Source organism: Kitasatospora sp. NPDC059812 (assembly GCF_042732075.1).
Lineage (GTDB): Bacteria > Actinomycetota > Actinomycetes > Streptomycetales > Streptomycetaceae > Kitasatospora.
This window is the reverse complement of the sequence record NZ_JBHWIO010000007.1, coordinates 132,375-152,372: the sequence shown is the minus strand read 5'-3', so window position 1 is coordinate 152,372 and position 19,998 is coordinate 132,375. Positions and strand designations below refer to the sequence as shown.

The window sequence follows — 19,998 nt, the reverse complement described above, 5'->3', positions numbered from 1 at the left end:
GCTTTTCGAGGAAGAGAGCACTACGACAGCCATGGCTGACGTCAACACCACCACCGGCTCCACCACCGCCGGGTCGATCGAGGTCGGCACCGCCGGCGCCGGCGCCCAGCTCGCCGGCCCCGGCACCGGCCGCGCCACCGTCCAGCAGCCGATCGACGCCCGGGTCGCCGTCAAGCCCTCGTTCGAGGTCGGCGACTTCCCGGTGCCCACCGGCCGCGAGGAGGACTGGCGGTTCACCCCGATGCACCGCCTGGGCGGCCTGCACGACGGCACCGCCGCCGAGGCGGCCAAGGGCGAGGACAAGGTCGAGCTGAGCCTGCCGGACGGCGTCACCGCCGAGACCGTCGGCCGCGACGACGCCCGCCTGGGCAAGGCCGGCAAGCCCGTCGACCGGGTCGCCGCGCAGGCGTTCAGCGCCTTCGAGCAGGCGCTCGTCGTCACCGTCCCCCAGGACGCGGTGCTCACCGAGCCGGTCAAGATCGACGTGCACGGCGAGGGCGGCACCCGCTTCGCCCACGTGGTGGTCGACGTCAAGCCGTTCGCCGAGGCCGTCGTGGTGATCAACCACACCGGTACCGGCACCCGGGCCGCCAACGTCGAACTGCTCGTCGGCGACGGCGCCAAGCTCACCTTCGTCTCCGTCCAGGACTGGGACCGCAACGCCGTCCACGTCGCCCAGCAGACCGCGCTGGTCGGCCGGGACGCCTCGCTGAAGTCCGTGGTCGTCACCTTCGGCGGCGACGTCGTCCGGATCCACCCGCGGGTCAACTACGCCGCGCCCGGCGGCGAGGCCGAGCTGTTCGGCCTCTACTTCGCCGACGCCGGCCAGCACCTGGAGCACCGTCTGGTCATCGACCACGACACCCCGCACTGCCGCTCCAACGTGGTCTACAAGGGCGCGCTGCAGGGCCAGGACGCCCACGCCGTCTGGGTCGGCGACGTGCTGATCCGCGCCGCCGCCGAGGGCACCGACACCTACGAGCTCAACCGCAACCTGGTGCTCACCGACGGCGCCCGGGTCGACTCGATCCCCAACCTGGAGATCGAGACCGGCGAGATCGTCGGCGCCGGCCACGCCTCCGCGACCGGCCGCTTCGACGACGAGCAGCTGTTCTACCTGCGGTCCCGCGGCATCCCGGCCGACGAGGCCCGCCGCCTGGTGGTCCGCGGCTTCTTCGCCGAACTCGTCCAGCAGATCGGCGTCGCCGAGATCCAGGACCAGCTGATGGAGAAGATCGAGGCCGAGCTGGAAGCGGCGGTCTGATCCAGATGACCTTCCTCCGTGCCTGCGCGCTGAGCGACCTCCAGGAGGACGTGCCCAAGCGCGTGGACCTCAACGGCGTGCCGGTCTCCGTCGTCCGCACCGACGAGGGGGTGTTCGCGATCAACGACACCTGCTCGCACGCGAACGTCTCGCTCTCCGAGGGCGAGGTCGAGGACTGCATGATCGAGTGCTGGCTGCACGGCTCCAGCTTCGACCTGCGCACCGGCAAGCCCTCCGGCCTGCCCGCCACCAAGCCGGTCGCTGTCTACCCCGTAAAGATCGAAGGGGACGATGTGCTCGTCTCCGTCAACCAGGAGTCCTGAGTACCCATGGCAACGCTTGAAATCCGCGACCTGCACGTCTCCGTCGAGGCCGAGAACGGCCCGCGCGAGATCCTCAAGGGCGTCGACCTGACCGTGAAGCAGGGCGAGACCCACGCGATCATGGGTCCGAACGGCTCCGGCAAGTCCACCCTGGCCTACTCGCTCGCCGGCCACCCCAAGTACACCGTCACCGGCGGCTCGGTGCTGCTGGACGGCGAGGACGTCCTGGAGATGTCCGTCGACGAGCGCGCCAAGGCCGGCGTCTTCCTGGCCATGCAGTACCCCGTCGAGGTCCCCGGCGTCTCGGTGAGCAACTTCCTGCGCACCGCCGCCACCGCCGTCCGCGGCGAGGCCCCCAAGCTGCGTCTGTGGGTGAAGGAGGTCAAGGAGGCGATGGCCGCCCTCCAGATGGACCCGGCCTTCGCCGAGCGCAACGTCAACGAGGGCTTCTCCGGCGGCGAGAAGAAGCGCCACGAGATCCTCCAGCTGGAGCTCCTCAAGCCGAAGATCGCGATCCTCGACGAGACCGACTCCGGCCTGGACGTCGACGCGCTGCGGATCGTCTCCGAGGGCATCAACCGGGTCCGCTCGACCGGCGAGGTCGGCACCCTGCTGGTGACCCACTACACCCGCATCCTGCGGTACATCAAGCCCGACTACGTCCACGTCTTCGCGGGCGGCCGCATCGTCGAGTCCGGCGGTGCCGAGCTGGCCGACAAGCTGGAGAACGAGGGCTACGAGGCGTATGTGAAGGGGGGCGCGTCCGCGTGACGCATCCGTTCACGGGTCTGCTCGACACCGACGCGATCCGCAAGGACTTCCCCATCCTGCAGCGCGTGCTGCACGAGGAGAAGCCGCTCGTCTACCTGGACAACGCGGCCACCTCGCAGAAGCCGCGCCAGGTGCTGGAAGCCCTGACCGCCTACTACGAGCGGCACAACGCCAACGTCCACCGCGGCGTGCACGTGCTCGCCGAAGAGGCCACGGCGCTCTACGAGGGCGCGCGGGACAAGGTCGCGGCCTTCGTCAACGCGCCCAGCCGCAACGAGGTGATCTTCACCAAGAACGCCTCCGAGTCGCTCAACCTCGTTGCCAACATGCTCGGTTGGGCCGACGAGCCGTACCGGGTGGACGCCGACTCCGAGATCGTCATCACGGAGATGGAGCACCACTCCAACATCGTTCCGTGGCAGCTGCTGTCGCAGCGCACCGGCGCGAAGCTGAAGTGGTTCGGGCTCACCGACGAGGGCCGGCTCGACCTCTCCAACATCGACGAGCTGATCACCGAGAAGACCAAGGTGGTCTCCTTCACCCTGGTCTCCAACCTGCTCGGCACCGTCAACCCGGTCGAGACGATCGTCCGCAAGGCCCAGTCGGTCGGCGCGCTGGTCGTCATCGACGCCTCGCAGGCCGCCCCGCACATGGTGCTGGACGTCCAGGCGCTGGAAGCCGACTTCGTCGCCTTCACCGGTCACAAGATGCTCGCCCCGACCGGCATCGGCGTGCTCTGGGGCCGCCAGGAGCTGCTGGAGGACCTCCCGCCGTTCCTCGGCGGCGGCGAGATGATCGAGACCGTCACCATGGGCTCGTCCACCTACGCCCCGGCGCCGCACAAGTTCGAGGCCGGCACCCCGCCGATCGCCCAGGCGGTCGGGCTCGGTGCGGCCATCGACTACCTGTCGGACATCGGCATGGAGAAGATCGCCGCGCACGAGCACGCGATCACCGCGTACGCGGTCGAGCGCCTGCTGGAGGTCCCGGACCTGCGGATCATCGGCCCGCGCACGGCCGTCGACCGCGGCGCCGCGATCTCCTTCACCCTCGGCGACATCCACCCGCACGACGTGGGCCAGGTGCTGGACGAGCAGGGCATCGCCGTGCGCGTCGGCCACCACTGCGCGCGGCCGGTCTGCCTGCGGTACGGAATTCCGGCGACCACGCGGGCGTCGTTCTACCTGTACTCGACGCCGGGCGAGGTCGACGCGCTGATCGACGGCCTGCACCACGTCCGGAACTTCTTCGGCTGACGGGACTGGGCAGGACATGAAGCTCGACTCGATGTACCAGGACATCATCCTGGACCACTACCGCAACCCCCACGGCAAGGGGCTGCGGGACGGCGACGCCGAGGTGCACCACGTCAACCCGACCTGCGGTGACGAGATCACCCTGCGGGTGCGGCTCGACGGCTCGACCGTCGCCGACGTCTCGTACGAGTCCCAGGGCTGCTCGATCAGCCAGGCCAGCGCCTCGGTGCTGAACGACCTGGTCGTGGGCAAGACCGTCGGCGAGGCGCAGACCGTCCAGGAGGCCTTCCTGGAGCTGATGCAGAGCAAGGGCCAGGGCGAGGGCGACGAGGAGGTGCTGGAGGACGCGGTCGCGTTCGCCGGCGTCTCCAAGTACCCCGCCCGGGTCAAGTGCGCCCTGCTCAGCTGGATGGCCTGGAAGGACGCCACCGCCCAGGCGCTCGCCCAGCACCCCGCCGTGAACGACTGACCCGCAGAGGAGGACAGAACAATGAGTGACGAAACCCCCTCCGCTGCGGAGGAGCAGCCGAACGGCGTCGTCATCGTCGGCACCACCGCCGGCACCGTGTCCGTGGAGGACCTGACCGAGGCCCTGATGGACGTCGTCGACCCCGAACTGGGCATCGACGTCGTCAACCTGGGCCTGATCTACGGCATCCACATCGACGAGTCCGACGTGGCCACCATCGACATGACGCTCACCTCGGCGGCCTGCCCGCTGACCGACGTCATCGAGGACCAGGCCAAGACCGCCACCGACGGCCTGGTCCAGGACCTGCGCATCAACTGGGTCTGGATGCCGCCGTGGGGCCCCGACAAGATCACCGACGACGGCCGCGACCAGCTCCGCGCCCTGGGCTTCAACGTCTGACGGCTCGCGCTTCTCGCTTGGGCCGGACTGCTCCGTTGTACTGGAAGCAGTCCGGCCTTCGTTGTTGGCCGGACTTTGTATGGTGGCCCGGTGGAGAACTGGCATTCACCCGGAGCCGCCCGGGCGAGCTTCGCGGCCCGGATCGACGCCGCAATTGTGCAGGCCGGCCGGCCGCCGTTGAAGACTATCGTCGCGACAAGTGCAACCATCCGTGGCGGTGTCGAGCTCAAGAGGTCGACCGTCAGCGCCTGGCGCAGAGGGAAAGGGTTGCCGGAGGGCCTGAACGCCCTTAGGACACTGCTTCTCGTGTTGGACAAGATAGCCGGGGTACGTGGTCGCTTCAGCGATGAGCGTGACTGGGAGCGGCTCTACCGCGCGGCCCAGGAAGAGCCTCCGCAAGCGCCCCGAGGTGAAACCGTAACGGTTCGGGACTTCGAACTGTGGGAGCTCGGTGTACACCGGGCCCGCGCTGGAGATCTCGGATCGGACTTCCCTGCCTACATCGGACGGGACATCGATGTTCGGGTCCGTGCGGCACTTGGGGAGGCGGCGGCCACCGGAGGGATGATCCTTCTCAGCGGGGACTCGACGACCGGCAAGACGCGCATGGGGTACGAAGCCCTTCTAGCGGTACTCCCCGACGCTCAGTTGCTCGTACCGAGCGGCTCCCTGGAACTCGCTGACCTGATCCGTAGCTTGCCCCGTACTCGGCTGGGTCCCACTGGGACTCCACGAGTTCTCTGGCTCGACAACCTTGAGAAGTACCTTCCACCGCCCGGCCTCGACATGAACGGCCTCCGGGCGCTGCGTCGGGCTGGATTGGTTGTTTTCGCCACCATGAGGTTGGCATTCCGCCAACAGCATGTGGAGAGTGGTACTGGTCTGGACATTCTGAGGTCCTGCGTGGAGTTCAGTGTCGAACGGCTGTGGTCCGAGGCCGAGCTTGCGCGGGTGCGCGAGCAACTGGTGATCGTCCCCGACAGTCGGCTGGAGGATGCTCTTGGACATGTGGCTGACCATGGAATTGCGGAGTACCTCGCCGCAGGCCCGGAAATCTGGCGTGAATTGGCCCAGGCATCTCGGGTGAGCGGCAATCCACGGGGAGCCGCTCTGGTGCAGAGCGCTATTGGTCTCGCCCTTGCGGGTGCGCCCATGCCGCTGCGACTGGACGTCCTGGAGCAAGTCCATGAGATCTACCTTCCCGGGAGCAACAAGGCGCTTCTGGCTCCGGAGAGCTCTGAAGCCGCTGTTCGGTGGGCAACGGAGGTGCGGTACGGCGTGACGGCACCGCTCCTGCCCGACGGACCAGGGGTCCGTCCGTTCGACTATCTGGTCGATGCGACGCTGCGCGAGCGCGGTGTTGGGCCGTCCTTGGTGCCGGATCCGATCTGGCGAACCGCCCTCGGCCTTGCCGTGAACGCCGGAGACCGGTTCAACATCGCGCTGGCCGCCTACATGAACGACTTGCCGTCCGTTTCAGAGGACGCGCTGCTTCCGCTGGTCGACGCAGGTGATCTCGGTGCCATGCGCGGGCTGGCAGAGATCCTCCGCCCGAGCGATCCCGAGGCTGCGCGAGGGGTGCTGCAGCGGGCAGTTGATCTGGGGGACGAGGTCGCCATGAGGCTCATGGGCAATCACTTCGTCTTCCAGTACAAGTATGACGAAGCTGACGAGTGGTTCCGACTCGCGGCCGAGGCCGGAGACGAAGAGGCACACGCGTACTTCCACAAGCCAGGTGTCTATGACCAGCCGGAAAAAGGGCGGAGCTGGTATGACAGGGAGTGGGACGAGGAGGATGACACTCCTTGGAGTCCCACTCGGCGCACCTTGGCAGTACTTCTCGCCCAGCTCGAGATCCTCGGTGACATGGTTAACGAGAGTGTGCGGGAAGCGGGTGACTGTCCGGTCGAGATCGACGGTGAGTGGTACTTCGTCCTGGACGAGTTGCCGTCCCAGACGTGGCGGATGGACGGGGCGTGGCGGCGGCAATTCGTGCGCTGTTTCGATGATCTCGCCGACGACATCCGGGGCGGTCGGCTGCCGTCGCCACGCTGTACCGGTGAGGAGATGGCACTGCACCTCTGTCTCCAGTACGCATCATCGATGACCCTGGACGAGCCGGACTTCGTTGCCGAGATCACGGCGGGAATCCCGGCTGACGAAGAAGACTACGACTGGCGGACCTGCTCCGACCTTCTTTTCGAGGATCACGACGTCCTCTTCCTCTACGATCCCTGGCTCAGCTCAGTGGCGGACCCTCGCAGTTCGCTGCATCACCAGATGGGCATTGCCTATCTGCAGCCGGAAGAATGGTTCAAGCCGTTCCGATCCGAGAACGCCCGCGATCCTGAGCGCGGTCACCGGCGCTGAGGTCCGCAGCGTCCAGCCTGGAATTCCAGGCAACGGCCTCTGACCTCGCTCGATGCATCATGCCGCGGGTGAGGGATCGCCTCTGCACTGCGAGGCCTGGTGTGCTTCCGATCGGTCGGAGGCACACCAGGTCCTTTGACGGAGTGCTAGGAGAGCACTAAATGAATCTGACACCGCTGGCTCTGGTCGCCTTGGCGGCCCCGGTGCTCATCGCCGTGGTCCTCTGTTTTGGCCTGCTTGCGGCGCTGCGAGGCACCAGCGCTGCGCACCGGGTACAGCTGTTCACAGCCTTCTGTGAGGCTGTTGGTCGGGTCTCGATCGGCCGTCGTGCTCGAGTACTCGTTGGGGCGAGGCCTACCGAAGGTGGAGGACTTCCGCGGCGAGGGTGAGGACCGTTCGCGGTGACGCCGCTGCCCGGGACTTCTTCGTGAAGTCCCGGGCAGCGGCGTTTCGTGCGTGGGGTCAGGACTGCTTGGGTTTGCGGGCGACGGCTATCGCCAGGGCCGTGCAGAGGGCGGCGGCGATGGCGGCGAAGCCGCTGACGGCGGGGAGGAGGCCGTAGTGCTGGACCAGGGCGCCGACGGCGACGATGGGGAGGGAGCTGCCGAGGTAGACGATGATCCACAGGGAGCTGAGCTCGGAGCCTCGGCGTTCCGGGTTCATCGCGGCGACGGCGGTGGTGAAGAGGGAGCGGAAGGCCACGCCCTGGCAGATGCCGCCGAGGACGCTGCCGATGAAGAGCAGGGCCGGGGTCTCGGTGTACTGGGCGGCGACGACCAGGGCGAGGCCGGCGGCGAGGCCGCCCATGCCGAGGGCGATGACCAGGCGGTCGGAGGTGGGCGGGACGAGGAGCTGGGCCAGTGCGGACGAGCCGAGCAGCAGGGCGGCCACGATCGCGCCGGTCAGGTGCGAGGAGGTGTGCAGCAGCTTGGCGGAGAAGGCCGGGGCGAGCGCCAAGTAGACGCCGAACACCGCGTACGAGATGAAGCCGGCCGAGGCGGCGAGCAGGAACTCGCGGCGGCCGGTGCGGGGCAGGGCGAGCCGGCGGGGGCGCAGGTGGGCCGGGGTGGTGATGCGGGGCGGGGTGGCCGGCGGGCGGTTGCGGCCGGGCATCCGCGGGTGGACGAGGGCCAGCGGCACGCAGAGCGCCAGCAGGGCGATGGCGTGCAGCAGGAAGGGCGTCAGCAGCGGGTCCGTGCCGTTGGCGAGCAGGGCGCCGACCACCGGGCCGAGCGCGACGCCGCCGGCGGAGCAGGCCAGGGTGAGCTTGGCGGCGAGCGTCGGGTGGTCGGGCAGCAGGTCGCCGAGGGCGGCCCCGGCGGCGCCGGTGGACAGGCCGACGGCGATGCCCTGGACGGCCCGGCCGGCGGCGAGCTGCCAGAAGCTGCCCGAGGTGGCGAACACGACGTCGCCGGCGGCGGCCAGGGCGACGGCGGGCAGGATCAGGGCGCGGCGGCCGAGGTGGTCGGACCAGTGGCCGACCACGGCGAGCACGGGGACCAGCGCGAACACGTAGATCGTGAAGAGGATCGTGGTGTCGAGCGGGCCGAGGCCGAGGCGCTGCTGGAGGAGCGGGTAGATCGGCGTCGCCAGGTTGGCACCGATCAGCATCAGCAGCAGGGCGGCGGCGACCAGGCCGACGCGGACACCGCGCAGCGCGTTCCAGCGGCTGACCGCGGCGAGCTGGAGCTGGGCGCGGGGCGCGAGCTCCAGGGGAAGCAGGGCCTCCGAGAGTCGGCGTCCGTCGAGCTGCGCGGTGCGCAGGCCGGAGCCGGCGGGGGAGAGGTCCGCCATGTAAGGGATCTCCTGTGGCAGGGCACCACCGGGTCGGCGGGGTGTGCCGGCGCGCCCGTCCTGAGGCGCTGTGGTGGTGGCCGAGGTGCGGGGCTCCCTGGTGGAGCGGGTGAGCTGAGTGGGCCCCTCCTGCCCGGTGTCGGGCGGGGAGGGCGAAGGGCTTCATTGCCCGGTGGCCCGCGCGGGGTGTGCACGGTGCCAATGCGAAGGATAAAGGGTGGGCGCACGGTTGCGGCGCGCGCCCCTTGAGGCCGGGCATCGGGGGTGCCCGGCCTATACGCTGAGGTGGTGGATCGGGACGCTGAGCTGATAGGCGGACCGCTGGCTGAGGGAGAACGCACAACGATGGCCGGACGACGTCGGAAGAACGCCGGGGCTTCGCCGGGAGAGAGTGCGGCCGAGCCGGTTCTGCCCGCCGACCTGGAGCTTCAGGACCTCTACGGGGCGTTCGCCGCGCACGGGCTGGACGACGAGGACCTGGACGACGCGGCGGTCCTGGTACCGCCGGTGAAGCTGCCCGCCGAGGAGGAGCTGGCCGCCCTGGCGAAGGCCGTGCCGATGTTCGGGTACGCGCTGGCGCTGGCCCGCTGGGCCGCCCCGCACCGGGTGGTGGACGAGTTCGGCGACCTGGTGGAGGAGGACCGGGCGCCGGCGGCGCAGCTGCTGGGCCTGGCGCCCGCCGAGGGGGAGGTGCCGGAGGAGGCGGAGGTCGAGGCGATGCGGGCCTGGTCGCTGGCCTGTGACCTGGACCTGGTGGAGATCGGGACGACGGCGGCCGGTGAGCACGTCGCCGTGCCGGGCCCGGATCTGGAGCCCGCCGAGGAGGGTGACCCGGAGACCGTCCTGGAGCTGTGGCTGACCGCCGCCGGGATCGTCCGGGAGCTGGCCGTGGAGGCCGACTCGCTGCCGGAGGAGGAGGCCGTGCGGGCCGCCGAGGCCGGGGAGGCCGGGGAGGCCGTGGAGGGCGGGGAGGAGGACGAGGACGCCCTGAGCGAGGTCGAGGAGGCCCGGGACGCCGCCGCCGAGCTGTTGGACGAGGCGTTGCAGGTGCTGTACGAGACCACCGCCTTCGCCGATCCGGGCAACGAGACCGTGCCGCTGGGCGTGCTGGCCGCGCTGCTGGTGGTGCCGGAGGGCGAGGAGCCGAGCGAGGAGCTGCTGGGCGACATCACCGATGTGATGGTCGCACTGGACCCGATGCTGGGCGACCTGGCCGAGCTGGGCCTGCTGGAGTACCGGCCGATCGACCCGGAGCTGTTCGACGAGGAGGAGGGCCCGGAGGGCGAGGAGCCCGCCCTCGTCGGCGAGGCGCCGCTGGACGATGAGGAATCGGCGCGCTTCGGGCTCGTCCGGCTCACCCCGCTCGGCCAGTACGGCATCCGGCAGTGGCTGCTGGAGGACGGCTACGACGCGCCGCTGGTCGGCGAGCTGGCCCAGGGCGACGCGGCCGAGCTGCTGCGCGCGGTGTGCGAGGCCGCCAACGTGCTGCCGGACGAGGAGCTGCGGGTCTGGATCACCGGCCGGGAGCCGGTGGCGGCGGCGCGCGAGCTGCTGGCGGCGGCGCGCGGCGACGACGCGTACGCCCCGATGCGGCGGATGCTCGGCGTCTCGGCGCTGAACATGCTGGGCGCGGCCGCCGAGCCCGCCGTGCGCGACGTGCTGGACGACCCCGAGCTGGGCGGCGCCGCCCGGGCCTGGCTGACCTCGAAGGGAGCGACGGACGTGCCGGTACCGGAGCGGACGATGGCACTGTGGACGGTGGTCGACACCTTCGCCGCCCAGCTGCTGGACAGCGGCGGCGACGCCGAACTGCTGCGCGAGCTGATCGCGGACCTGCCGGTGACCGGCAACCCTGCGTCCTACTTCGGCGAGCTCTGGCGGGTCGACCACCCGTACACGGCGGACGTCCTGGAGGCCGTCGGGGAGCTGCACCTGGACCGGGCGGTGGCCAAGGAGGCGCGCAAGGCGGCCTTCAAGGCGCGGTCCAAGGGCTGACGGGCCGACGGGGGGGGGCTTCGGGGGGCCGACGGGGCTTCGACGGGCTGATGGGCCGGCGGGTCAGGGGAGATCGAGGGAGCCGTCCTCGGCGAAGGGGAAGAACGGGTTGTGGGCCAGCTCCCAGAGGTGGCCGTCCGGGTCCTCGAAGTAGCCGGAGTAGCCGCCCCAGCTGGTCGGGACCGGCGGCTTGACCACCACGGCGCCGGCCTCGACCGCCGTCTTCAACGCGGCGTCCACCAGCGCGGGGGACTCCAGGTTCACTGCGAGGGTGACGCCGCGGAAGGCTGGCTCACCGGTGGCGGGCACGCCCGCGTCCGCGGCCAGCTCCTCGGTGGGGAAGAGGCCGAGCGCCGAGTCGGCGGTGCGGAACCAGACGATCTCCGGACTGGAGGCGGAGGACCGCCGCCAGCCCAGGTCCTCGTAGAAGCGGGCGCTGCGGTCGAGGTCGGAGACCCCGAGGGTGACGATGCTGATCCGGGCCGGGAAGCTGCTGTCTGCTGTCATGCCGCCAGGGTAGGGAGGGCGGCTGACAACCGCGCGTCCTGACACGGCCGGTGCCGGCCGGCAACCAGCAGTCCTGACACGGCCCGGGCCCGTCGGCGGCCGGGCGTCCCGACGCGGCCTGCGCCGGTGCCCGGTACCCGAGCTGATGACCCGGCAGGTCCCGGGCACTAAGGTGGCGTCGGCGGTGCGGGCGCGAGGACTCGGGGGTGCGGCACAGGATGATGCGGGAGAGTGGCGGCAGGCCCCCGGAGTGGAACGTCGGGCGGACGGACCCTGCGCGCGTCCCGGACCCGAGGAGCAAGGAGGAGCGTCTCGCCGCGGTGGAGGACTTCTCCCGCCGGACGGTGGCCGCGGCCGACTTCCCGGTGTACGGCGTGGTCGCGGGGCTGTCGCGCGGGGGCGGCGGGACGGGCGGCTGGGGCGAGGCGCTGGCCGCCTTCGAGACCTCCGGTGGCGAACTCGCCTGGGTCGAGGTGCAGTCCGGCGACTGGAGCTCGGTGGCCGGCCCGTACGTCAGCGTGCGCACCTACCGGCCGGACGCGGAGCGCGGCGAGGACCTGCCCGAGCTGGAGGACGTGGTCGAGGACGAACGGGACCGGGTCTACGACCACCTGGGGGTCGACGAGGGCGACGGGCCGGGCCGGGTGCGGGCGTTGCGTGAGTGGATCACCGTGGACGGCGAGCCGTACCCGGTGGAGGTGCACGAGGACCGGCCGGTGCTCTGGCCGGGCGCATCGGCCGCCGACGGGGCTGCACCGGTCTGGGCCGGGCGGCTGCGGATCGGCGGGCTGACCGTGACGGTGTGCGGGCGCGGGGTGCCGCCCGGCGGCGTGGAGCTCGGCGGGATCGCGGACTTCGAGCCGTACCTGCGCGGCCGGGCCGAGCTGTTGGGCGAGCTGGCCGCCCGGCGGGCCCGGCAGGTCCCGGTGGAGGAGCGTGAACTGCCGCCCGCCGTCGGGCTGGAGGCGCACCGGGAGCTGATCGCGCAGAGCGTCGCCGCGTCCGCCGCCGTCGAGGCGCAGGTCCGGGCCGGGCGGACGCCGCGGCGCCCGCGCGGGGACGCCTACGAGGTGCGCTGGGAGGTGGCGGTGCGCCAGCAGATGCGGCTCGCCACCGAGAACCGGGAGGAGGCGGTGACGGCGCTGACCGCGATGGTCAACCACCTCAACCGGCTTGCCCGGCACACGCATTGGCTGATCGGTACGCCGGAGGGCGGGGCGGCCGTCGAGGAGGTCGTCCGGTACACGGTGTTCGCCAGTGAGGTGGCGAGCCTGCCGGCGCAGCGGGCCTGGGAGCAGCTCGGGCGGGAGCGGCGGGGCGGCGGGCCGGAGGTCTGGGAGGAGCACCGGCTCGCCGAGCAGCTGTGGCTGTCGGCCTGGGAGCAGTGGCGGACGACGCGGTCGGGGTGACCCTCGGCAGGGCGTCGTGGGTCGGGGTGGCCCTCGGCAGGGCGTCGTGGGTCGGGGTGGCCCTCGGCGGGGCGTCTCAGGCAAAGCGGAGGTCATGTGTCGGTCATCGGTTGGCAAATGGCCGCCTGGGCGTGAGGTGGGCGTCATGCCTGGTTCATCCCCGCGGCGGAGTCTGCTGGGCGTCGACGCCCCGTCTCGACGCCCCGCCCGCCGGGCACCGGGCCCGCCCCCGGTCCGGCGGCCGATTCCTCAGGAGTTGCTGCCATGCCGCTGTCCCGCCGGGACTTCGTCAACCGTTCCACCCTCGTCGGGGCCGGCGTGCTGATCGCCGGCAGCGCGGAGGCGCTGGCCAGCGCCCCGGGCGCGATCGCCGCCCCGGCCGGCGGCGAGCTGCCGGCCGCGTCCGCGGCGGGTGACACCGGTGCGGTGCGCGCCGCCATCGGCTACGGCCCGCTGGTGCAGGACCCGGCCGGGCTGCTGTCGCTGCCCAAGGGCTTCGCGTACAAGGTCGTCAACCGCGCCGGCGTCACCCGGCTGCGCACCGGCGAGTTCACCCCGAGCAACCACGACGGCACCTCCGCCTTCGAGGACGAGCGCGGCGGCAACCTGATGGTCGTCAACCACGAGCTGTCCGGCGCCCGCGCCAACTGGCCGTACCCGGTGCCGCTGACCGAGGGCCACGTCTACGACCCGGGCGCGGCCGGCGGCTGCACCATCGTGCACGCCAAGCGGAACGGCTCGGTCGAGCAGTGGGTCGGCATCGCCGGCACCTCCACCAACTGCGCGGGCGGCGTGACCCCGTGGGGCACCTGGCTGTCCGGCGAGGAGACCGAGGACAAGGCCGGCAAGAACGGCTTCACCAAGGACCACGGGTACATCTTCGAGGTCGACCCGTTCGACGACGACTACAACCGCGACCCGCAGCCGGTGAAGGCCTTCGGCCGGTACGCGCACGAGGCCGTCGTGGTGGACCCGAAGCGCGGCCACGTCTACCTGACCGAGGACGCCTCGAACCCCAACGGCCTGCTGTTCCGCTGGACCCCGCCGGCCGGCTTCAAGCACGGCCGCTACCAGCTGCGCAAGCTGGCCGCCGACGCGGGCGTGCTGGAGGCCTTCAAGGTGTTCGACGCCCAGGGCAAGTTCGTCGACGACCTCTCCCGTGCCACCAAGGTCGGCACCACCTACGGCGCGGACTGGGTCAAGGTCCAGGACCGCGACGCCAGGACCGTCTCGATCCGCAAGCAGTTCAAGGACGGCGAGGTCACCCGCGCCCGCAAGCTGGAGGGCATGTGGTGGGGTGACGGCGGCTTCTACTTCGTCTCCAGCTTCGCCCGCTCGGAGAGCCCGGTGCAGCACGACGGTCAGGTCTGGTTCTACAACCCGACCCGCCGCACCATCACCCTGAAGGTGCTGCTCGGCGTCAACACCGACGTCTGGGGCGACCACGACAACTTCGACGGCCCGGACAACATCACCGTCTCGCCGTACGGCGGCATCGTGATCGCCGAGGACGGCGAGGGCGTGTCGCACCTGTTCGGCGCCACCGAGGACGGGCTGACCTACTCCATCGCCCGCAACGAGCTGAACATCGGTACCGCCGAGAAGCCGGAGTTCAGCGAGTTCACCGGGGTGACCTTCTCGGACGACGGCAAGACCCTCTTCGCCAACATCCAGACCCCGGGCATCCAGCTGGCCATCACCGGCCCGTGGCACCGGCTGAACGAGCACAAGCGCGGCCAGGGCTACGGCGAGTGACGTAGCGGGTGTCGAAGGGGCTGCCCGCGGTCATTCGTCCGCGGGCAGCCTCAGTTGCAGCATCGCCAGCAGGCGCTGCTGCGGCTGGGCGAGGTCGATGCCGGTCAACTGCTCGGCGCGGCGCACCCGGTAGCGCAGGGTGTTGGGGTGGATGTGCAGGGCGTCCGCGGCGACCCGGACCTCGCCGAGCGCGTCCAGCCAGGCCAGCACCGACTCGGCGAGCCGGGTGCCGTGCCGGCGGTCGTACGCGGCGAGCGCGGTGAGCCGGGGGTCGCGCAGGCCGGAGCGCTCCTGGAGCAGCGCGAGCATCTCGCTGACCAGCACCTCGGCCTGGACGTCGATCAGCGCCGCCACGTCGAGGTCCACCCCGCCGCGGCTCATCGCGTCCAGGATGCGGTCCGCCTGCGCGCGGGAGTCCGGCACCTGGGCCAGGCCGTCCACGGTCGAGCCGATCGCGGCGCGCAGCGGGACGCCGAGGTGCTCCCGGGCGGCAGCCACCACCTCGTCCGCCCAGCCGCGCACGGTGGCCATCGGCAGGCCGGGCGGGAGTTCGGGCAGCAGCACGTACACCCGGGACTCGATCGGGGCGAGCAGGGCGGTGCGGTGCCGGGCGGCGGTGTGCACCGAGATCAGGCCGGTGACGTCGGAGCGGTGCAGCGCCTCGGTGGTGTGCGCGCCGTAGGCGAGCACGGTGGCCGGGCGGCGCAGGTCCAGACCCAGGTGGGTGGCGAGCGACTGCGGGCCGGTGGAGCCCTCCAGCAGGCCGGTGAGCAGCGTCCGGGTGAGCCGCATGTCGGCGGACAACTCGCGTCGGCGGCGCACCAGTTGGGCGGCGGCCACCCGGGCGGCGCCGACCAGGGCCTGATCGGCGAGCGGCGCCAGCGGCTGCGCCCCCTCCTGCACCCAGATGGTGCCGAGCGGCTGCGCCCCGGCCCGGATGCCGATCGCCAGGCGGCGGCGCAGGCCGAGTTCGGGGTGCGGTTCGACCGCGATCGGGGCGTCCGAGGTGCGCAGGTGCTGGAAGATGCCCCACTCGCGGAGCTTGGACAGGTACGGCTCGGGGCCCTGCCAGCCGAGGATGGAGAGCCGGCGCAGGTCGTCGACCTCGTCCGAGTCGGAGGAGCGGGAGTACGCCAGCACCCGGCTGGAGGTGTCCTCGATCGAGACGATGCCGTTGGTGAGCACGGCGACCGTCTGGGCGAGGGAGAAGAGGTCGCCTGCGTTGGGTTCGGGGGCGCCGGGGGTGTCCGGGGCGTCCGGGCCGGCGATGATCGCGCGGGCCAGCGAGTCGAGGTGCTCCCAGCGGGTCTCGCGGCGGACCGAGAGCAGGGCGACGCCCGCCTCGGTGGCGGCCTCGCGCAGTGCGTCCGCCTGGCCGGGGCCGTCCAGCTTGACCGCGACCGCCGCGGCGCCGGCCCGTCCGGCGGCGCGCAGGGCGGGGAGGGCGGCGCGGCCGCGGGCGCCGATCGCGAGGACGAGTTCGCCGGGGGCGGCGGTCGGCGGGTCCTCCGGGTCGAGGATCGCGACGTCGCGGACCGGGACGTCCAGGCCCTGCGGGGCGGCCTGGAGTTCGACCAGGGGTTCGCCGAGGGACATCAGCAGCCGGCGGAGCGGGAGGCCGGAGGTGGGCGGGAGTCCGGGGGAGCTTGGGAGGCCGGGGGTCGTCATCGGGCCTCCTTCATCCGCTCGGACAATGCCGTGTGGTTGATTTTAGCCGGGCGGACAGAGTCGCGGCCCGGCTTTCGTAAATAGTTGACTCTGACTATTCAGGAGTGGATAGTCAGTACTGACCAAGAGATGAGGACGTCTCGTGGCGAAGCGACGCAAGGTGTCGAACCCGCTGGCCCTCGCGGTCCTGGCCGAACTCGTGGCCGGGCCGATGCACCCGTACGAGATGGGGCGCCGGCTCAAGGAGCACGGCAAGGACCGCAACATCAAGTACAACCGCAGCTCGCTGTACATGGTCGTGGAGCAGCTGCGGAAGGCCGGGTTCGTCGCCGAACAGGAGACCGTCCGCGACACCCAGCGACCGGAGCGCACCGTCTACGCCGTCACCCCCGAGGGCCGGGCGGAGCTCACCGACTGGATGCGCGAACTCGTCGCCGAACCGCAGCACGAGTACCCCGCGTTCGGGGTCGCGCTGTCGCTGCTCATGGTGGTCCCGCCGGCCGAGGCCGTGGAACTGCTGGAACAGCGGCGGGCCGCGCTGGCCGCCGAGGTGGCGGGCATCCGGGCGGCCCTGCGGAAGGCCTCGGACGACGGCGTGGCCTGGATCTTCCTGATCGAGGAGGAGCACCGGGTCGGCGCGCTGGAGGCCGAGGGCCGCTTCGTCGAGCACCTCGTCGGTCGACTCAAGGAGCCGGAGTTCATCCGGACCTGGCACGAGATCTTCGGGAGTCTGGAATGAGTACGAGCAACGGGGAGAAGAGGGCCCTCGTCATCGGCGGCGGCATCGCCGGGCCGGTGACGGCACTGGCCCTGCGCAAGGCCGGCGTCGAAGCCGTCGTCTTCGAGGCCTACGAGTCCTCCGCCGAGGGCATCGGCGGCACCTTCATGATCGCCCCCAACGGGCTCGACGCCCTGGCGACCGTCGGGCTCGGGGCGGAGGTCGGCGCGATCGGACAGCCGATCGGCCCGATGCTGATCGAGGACGGCCGGGGCGGCGTGCTGGCCGAGTTCGCCGGCCTCCCCGACCTGCCGCCCGGCCGGGTCATGCGCCGCGCCGAACTGTACGAGGTGCTCCAGCGGCGGCTGCGCGAGAGCGGCATCGAAGTCCGCTACGGCAAACAGCTGGTCGGCGCCGAGGAGGGCGCCGACGGCATCACCGCCCGCTTCGCCGACGGCGACACCGCCGCCGGCGACCTGCTGATCGGCACCGACGGCACCCGCTCCACCGTCCGCACCCTGATCGACCCGGCCGCACCCGGCGCGCAGTACACCGGCCTGCTCGGCGTCGGCGGCTACAGCCCGCACCGGCTGCCCGGCCGGGCTGGACGCGGCGAGACCATGCACTTCGCCAACGGCGCCCGCGCCTTCTTCGGCTACTGGGGGCTGCCGGACGGCGCCGGGACGGCCTGGTTCAGCAACATCCCGCAGCCCGAACAGCTGACCGCCGAGCAGGTCCGCGCCGTCAGCCCGGAGGAGTGGCTGCGCCGGGTCCGCGACCTGCACGCCGACGACCTGCCCGCCCGGGACGCGCTGCGCGAGGCCGCCGCCGACACCGTCGAGGTCTTCCCGCGGCTGGAGATCATGCCGTCCGTCCCGCACTGGTACCGCGGCCGGATGGTGCTGGTCGGCGACAGCGCGCACGCCCCCTCCAACAGCTCCGGCCAGGGCGTCTCGCTGGCCGTCGAGAGCGCCGTCGAACTCGCCCGCTGCCTGCGGGACCTGCCCGACCACACCGCCGCCTTCGCCGCCTACGAGGCGCTGCGCCGGCCCCGGGTCGAGAAGATCGCCGCCAACGCGGCGCGCACCAACAACCAGAAGTCCTCCGGGCCGGTCGGCCGGGCGCTGTTCCGGCTGCTCGCGCCGATCGCGATGCGGACCTTCCTGAGCCCGGAGAAGATGCTCCGCCCGGTGCACGGCCACCGGATCGACTGGGACCGGCCGGTGCTCCCGGTGGCCTCCGGCGCGACGGGCCGTCAACGGCGCGCCGTGACCGCGCCGTGACTGCGCCGTGACCCCTTCGTCGGGCCGGACAACGCCGTACGGGGGAATTTAGCCGCCCGGCCAATCAAGTGGCCCCAGGGGCAGGAATAGCGTTCGTGCTGTGGCCGACGTGCGACCCACGCCGGCATCCCCCCGCATCAACGAAGGAGAGCGTGCGCTCTATGGACGCTGTGACCCAGGTCCCCGCGCCGGTGAACGAGCCGGTCCACAGCTACGCCCCGGGCAGCCCGGAACGGGCCCGTCTGGAGGCCAAGCTGAAGGAGCTGGGCGGCCAGGAGCCGGTCCAGCTGACCATGACGATCAACGGTGAGCACCGCATGGGCGGCGGCGCCGAGATCCACGTCGTCCAGCCGCACAACCACGCGGCGAGGCTCGGCACCCTGCGCAACGCCACCCAGGCCGACGCGCAGGAGGCCATCGACACTGCCCTGGCCGCGGCCCCGGCCTGGCAGGCGCTCTCCTTCGACTCCCGCGCCGCGATCTTCCTCAAGGCCGCCGACCTGCTGGCCGGCCCCTGGCGCGAGACCCTGGCCGCCGCCACCATGCTCGGCCAGTCCAAGACCGCCCAGCAGGCCGAGATCGACACGCCCTGCGAGCTGGTCGACTTCCTGCGCTTCAACGTGCACTTCGCCCGCCAGATCATGGCCGAGCAGCCGATCTCCTCGGACGGCGTGTGGAACCGCAGCGACCACCGCCCGCTGGAGGGCTTCGTCTACGCGATCACCCCGTTCAACTTCACCGCGATCGCCGGCAACCTGCCGACCGCGCCCGCGCTGATGGGCAACGTGGTGCTCTGGAAGCCGTCCCCGACCCAGCAGTACTCCGCGCACCTGCTGATGCAGCTGCTGGAGGAGGCCGGCCTGCCCAAGGGCGTCATCAACATGGTGACCGGCGACGGCCTGGACGTCTCCGCCGTGGCGCTCAAGCACCCGGCGCTGGCCGGCATCCACTTCACCGGCTCCACCGCCACCTTCCAGCACCTGTGGCGCTCCGTCGGCGAGAACATCGCCGGCTACCGCACCTACCCGCGGATCGTCGGCGAGACCGGCGGCAAGGACTTCCTGGTCGCCCACCCGTCCGCCGACCCGGCCGTGCTGAAGACCGCGATGACCCGCGGCGCCTTCGAGTTCCAGGGCCAGAAGTGCTCGGCGCTCTCCCGCGCCTACGTCCCGGCCTCGATCTGGGCCGGCCTCAAGGACGAGTTCGCCGCCGAGGTCGACGGCCTCACCATGGGCGACGTCACCGACCTGGCGAACTTCATGTCCGCCGTCATCGACGACCGCGCCTTCGCCAAGAACAAGGCCGCCATCGACCGCGCCCAGGCCGACCCCGCGGTCGAGGTCCTGGCCGGCGGCACCTACGACGACTCGGTCGGCTACTTCGTCCGCCCGACCGTCCTCGTCTGCGAGGACCCGGCGTCCGAGTACTTCCGCGAGGAGTACTTCGGCCCGATCCTCGCCGTGCACGTCTACCAGGACGACAAGTACGACGAGATGCTGGCCCAGATGGAGTCGGCCTCCGCCTACGGCCTGACCGGCGCGATCATCGCCCAGGACCGCGCGGCCGCCCAGGACGCCATGCACAAGCTGCGCTTCGCGGCCGGCAACTTCTACATCAACGACAAGCCGACCGGCGCCGTCGTCGGCCAGCAGCCCTTCGGCGGCGGCCGGGCCTCCGGCACCAACGACAAGGCCGGTGCCAAGCAGAACCTGGCGCGGTGGACCTCGACCCGCTCGGTCAAGGAGACCTTCGTCCCGCCGACGGACTACCGCTACCCGCACATGGGCTGAGTGCCCCTCCCGACCGTTCCGGTTGCCTGACCGTCCCGGTCACGTGGCCGCGCCGGTCACCCGACCGTTCCAGTCACCCGACCGTTCCGGTCGCCTGACCACTCCGGTCACCCGCGACGCCCGGCCCCGCAGCCGGGCGTCGCCCGCCCGGGGGGGGGGGGCGCCGGCGCGCCCCCCCCCCCCCCCCCCCCCCCCCCCCCCCCCCCAGAAGAACACCCACCCCC

General features: G+C 71.5%; 16 protein-coding genes. 13 read left to right on the top strand and 3 right to left on the bottom strand.

Going from position 1 to position 19,998, the window contains the following annotated elements:
* Positions 1-31: 31 nt before the first annotated feature.
* The 7 genes from sufD (at position 32) to ACFV6D_RS06080 (ending at position 6,855) form a co-directional block, all read left to right on the top strand.
* Complete coding sequence (gene sufD / locus ACFV6D_RS06110) at positions 32-1,264, top strand: Fe-S cluster assembly protein SufD (RefSeq protein WP_363368927.1); 1,233 nt, start codon at positions 32-34, stop codon at positions 1,262-1,264.
* A gap of 5 nt (positions 1,265-1,269) precedes the next feature.
* Positions 1,270-1,587 carry a bifunctional 3-phenylpropionate/cinnamic acid dioxygenase ferredoxin subunit gene (locus ACFV6D_RS06105; RefSeq protein ID WP_063349526.1) on the top strand — a complete coding sequence of 106 codons (318 nt, stop codon included), beginning with the start codon at positions 1,270-1,272 and terminating at the stop codon, positions 1,585-1,587.
* 6 nt (positions 1,588-1,593) lie between these two features.
* A complete protein-coding gene (sufC, locus tag ACFV6D_RS06100; protein WP_063349527.1) occupies positions 1,594-2,358 on the top strand; it encodes a Fe-S cluster assembly ATPase SufC in 765 nt (254 codons plus the stop codon).
* Positions 2,355-3,614 (top strand): cysteine desulfurase, encoded by a 1,260-nt coding sequence (locus ACFV6D_RS06095; RefSeq protein WP_063349528.1) that lies wholly within the window; start codon positions 2,355-2,357, stop codon positions 3,612-3,614. The genes sufC and ACFV6D_RS06095 overlap by 4 nt, the downstream gene beginning before the upstream one ends.
* A 16-nt stretch (positions 3,615-3,630) precedes the next feature.
* Positions 3,631-4,083 carry a Fe-S cluster assembly sulfur transfer protein SufU gene (sufU, locus tag ACFV6D_RS06090; RefSeq protein WP_063349529.1) on the top strand — a complete coding sequence of 151 codons (453 nt, stop codon included), beginning with the start codon at positions 3,631-3,633 and terminating at the stop codon, positions 4,081-4,083.
* Between the two features lie 21 nt (positions 4,084-4,104).
* The gene (locus tag ACFV6D_RS06085) at positions 4,105-4,485 is read left to right on the top strand and encodes a metal-sulfur cluster assembly factor (protein ID WP_279634938.1); all 381 of its coding nucleotides are present in this window, start codon (positions 4,105-4,107) and stop codon (positions 4,483-4,485) included.
* Positions 4,486-4,575: 90 nt separating this feature from the next.
* Positions 4,576-6,855 (top strand): hypothetical protein, encoded by a 2,280-nt coding sequence (locus ACFV6D_RS06080; RefSeq protein ID WP_380427293.1) that lies wholly within the window; start codon positions 4,576-4,578, stop codon positions 6,853-6,855.
* A gap of 462 nt (positions 6,856-7,317) precedes the next feature.
* Here ACFV6D_RS06080 and ACFV6D_RS06075 read toward each other — a convergent pair whose 3' ends face one another.
* Positions 7,318-8,649 carry an MFS transporter gene (locus ACFV6D_RS06075; protein WP_380375149.1) on the bottom strand — a complete coding sequence of 444 codons (1,332 nt, stop codon included), beginning with the start codon at positions 8,647-8,649 and terminating at the stop codon, positions 7,318-7,320.
* 345 nt (positions 8,650-8,994) lie between these two features.
* Here ACFV6D_RS06075 and ACFV6D_RS06070 point away from each other — a divergent pair, with 345 nt between their 5' ends.
* Positions 8,995-10,644 carry a hypothetical protein gene (locus tag ACFV6D_RS06070; protein ID WP_380558643.1) on the top strand — a complete coding sequence of 550 codons (1,650 nt, stop codon included), beginning with the start codon at positions 8,995-8,997 and terminating at the stop codon, positions 10,642-10,644.
* Positions 10,645-10,707: 63 nt separating this feature from the next.
* Here the strand turns inward: ACFV6D_RS06070 and ACFV6D_RS06065 are convergent, their stop codons facing one another.
* Complete coding sequence (locus ACFV6D_RS06065) at positions 10,708-11,151, bottom strand: VOC family protein (RefSeq protein WP_063349531.1); 444 nt, start codon at positions 11,149-11,151, stop codon at positions 10,708-10,710.
* 206 nt (positions 11,152-11,357) lie between these two features.
* Here ACFV6D_RS06065 and ACFV6D_RS06060 point away from each other — a divergent pair, with 206 nt between their 5' ends.
* Both ACFV6D_RS06060 and ACFV6D_RS06055 read left to right on the top strand, forming a co-directional pair.
* On the top strand, positions 11,358-12,560 hold the full coding sequence (locus ACFV6D_RS06060; protein WP_380558640.1) for a hypothetical protein: 1,203 nt from the start codon (positions 11,358-11,360) through the stop codon (positions 12,558-12,560).
* 264 nt (positions 12,561-12,824) lie between these two features.
* Positions 12,825-14,315 carry an alkaline phosphatase PhoX gene (locus ACFV6D_RS06055; RefSeq protein WP_363368945.1) on the top strand — a complete coding sequence of 497 codons (1,491 nt, stop codon included), beginning with the start codon at positions 12,825-12,827 and terminating at the stop codon, positions 14,313-14,315.
* Positions 14,316-14,345: 30 nt separating this feature from the next.
* On the opposite strand, the gene ACFV6D_RS06050 is transcribed toward ACFV6D_RS06055, so the two are convergent.
* On the bottom strand, positions 14,346-15,983 hold the full coding sequence (locus tag ACFV6D_RS06050) for a PucR family transcriptional regulator (RefSeq protein WP_380558637.1): 1,638 nt from the start codon (positions 15,981-15,983) through the stop codon (positions 14,346-14,348).
* Between the two features lie 142 nt (positions 15,984-16,125).
* Between ACFV6D_RS06050 and ACFV6D_RS06045 the strand changes: the two genes are divergently transcribed.
* The 3 genes from ACFV6D_RS06045 (at position 16,126) to pruA (ending at position 19,774) form a co-directional block, all read left to right on the top strand.
* Positions 16,126-16,722, top strand: coding sequence for a PadR family transcriptional regulator (locus ACFV6D_RS06045; protein ID WP_063349534.1), 597 nt, complete (start codon positions 16,126-16,128; stop codon positions 16,720-16,722).
* Positions 16,719-17,984 (top strand): FAD-dependent oxidoreductase, encoded by a 1,266-nt coding sequence (locus ACFV6D_RS06040; protein WP_380558634.1) that lies wholly within the window; start codon positions 16,719-16,721, stop codon positions 17,982-17,984. Before ACFV6D_RS06045 ends, ACFV6D_RS06040 begins: the two co-directional genes overlap by 4 nt.
* Before the next feature lie 161 nt (positions 17,985-18,145).
* Positions 18,146-19,774 (top strand): L-glutamate gamma-semialdehyde dehydrogenase, encoded by a 1,629-nt coding sequence (gene pruA / locus ACFV6D_RS06035; protein WP_380375138.1) that lies wholly within the window; start codon positions 18,146-18,148, stop codon positions 19,772-19,774.
* Positions 19,775-19,998: the final 224 nt, after the last annotated feature.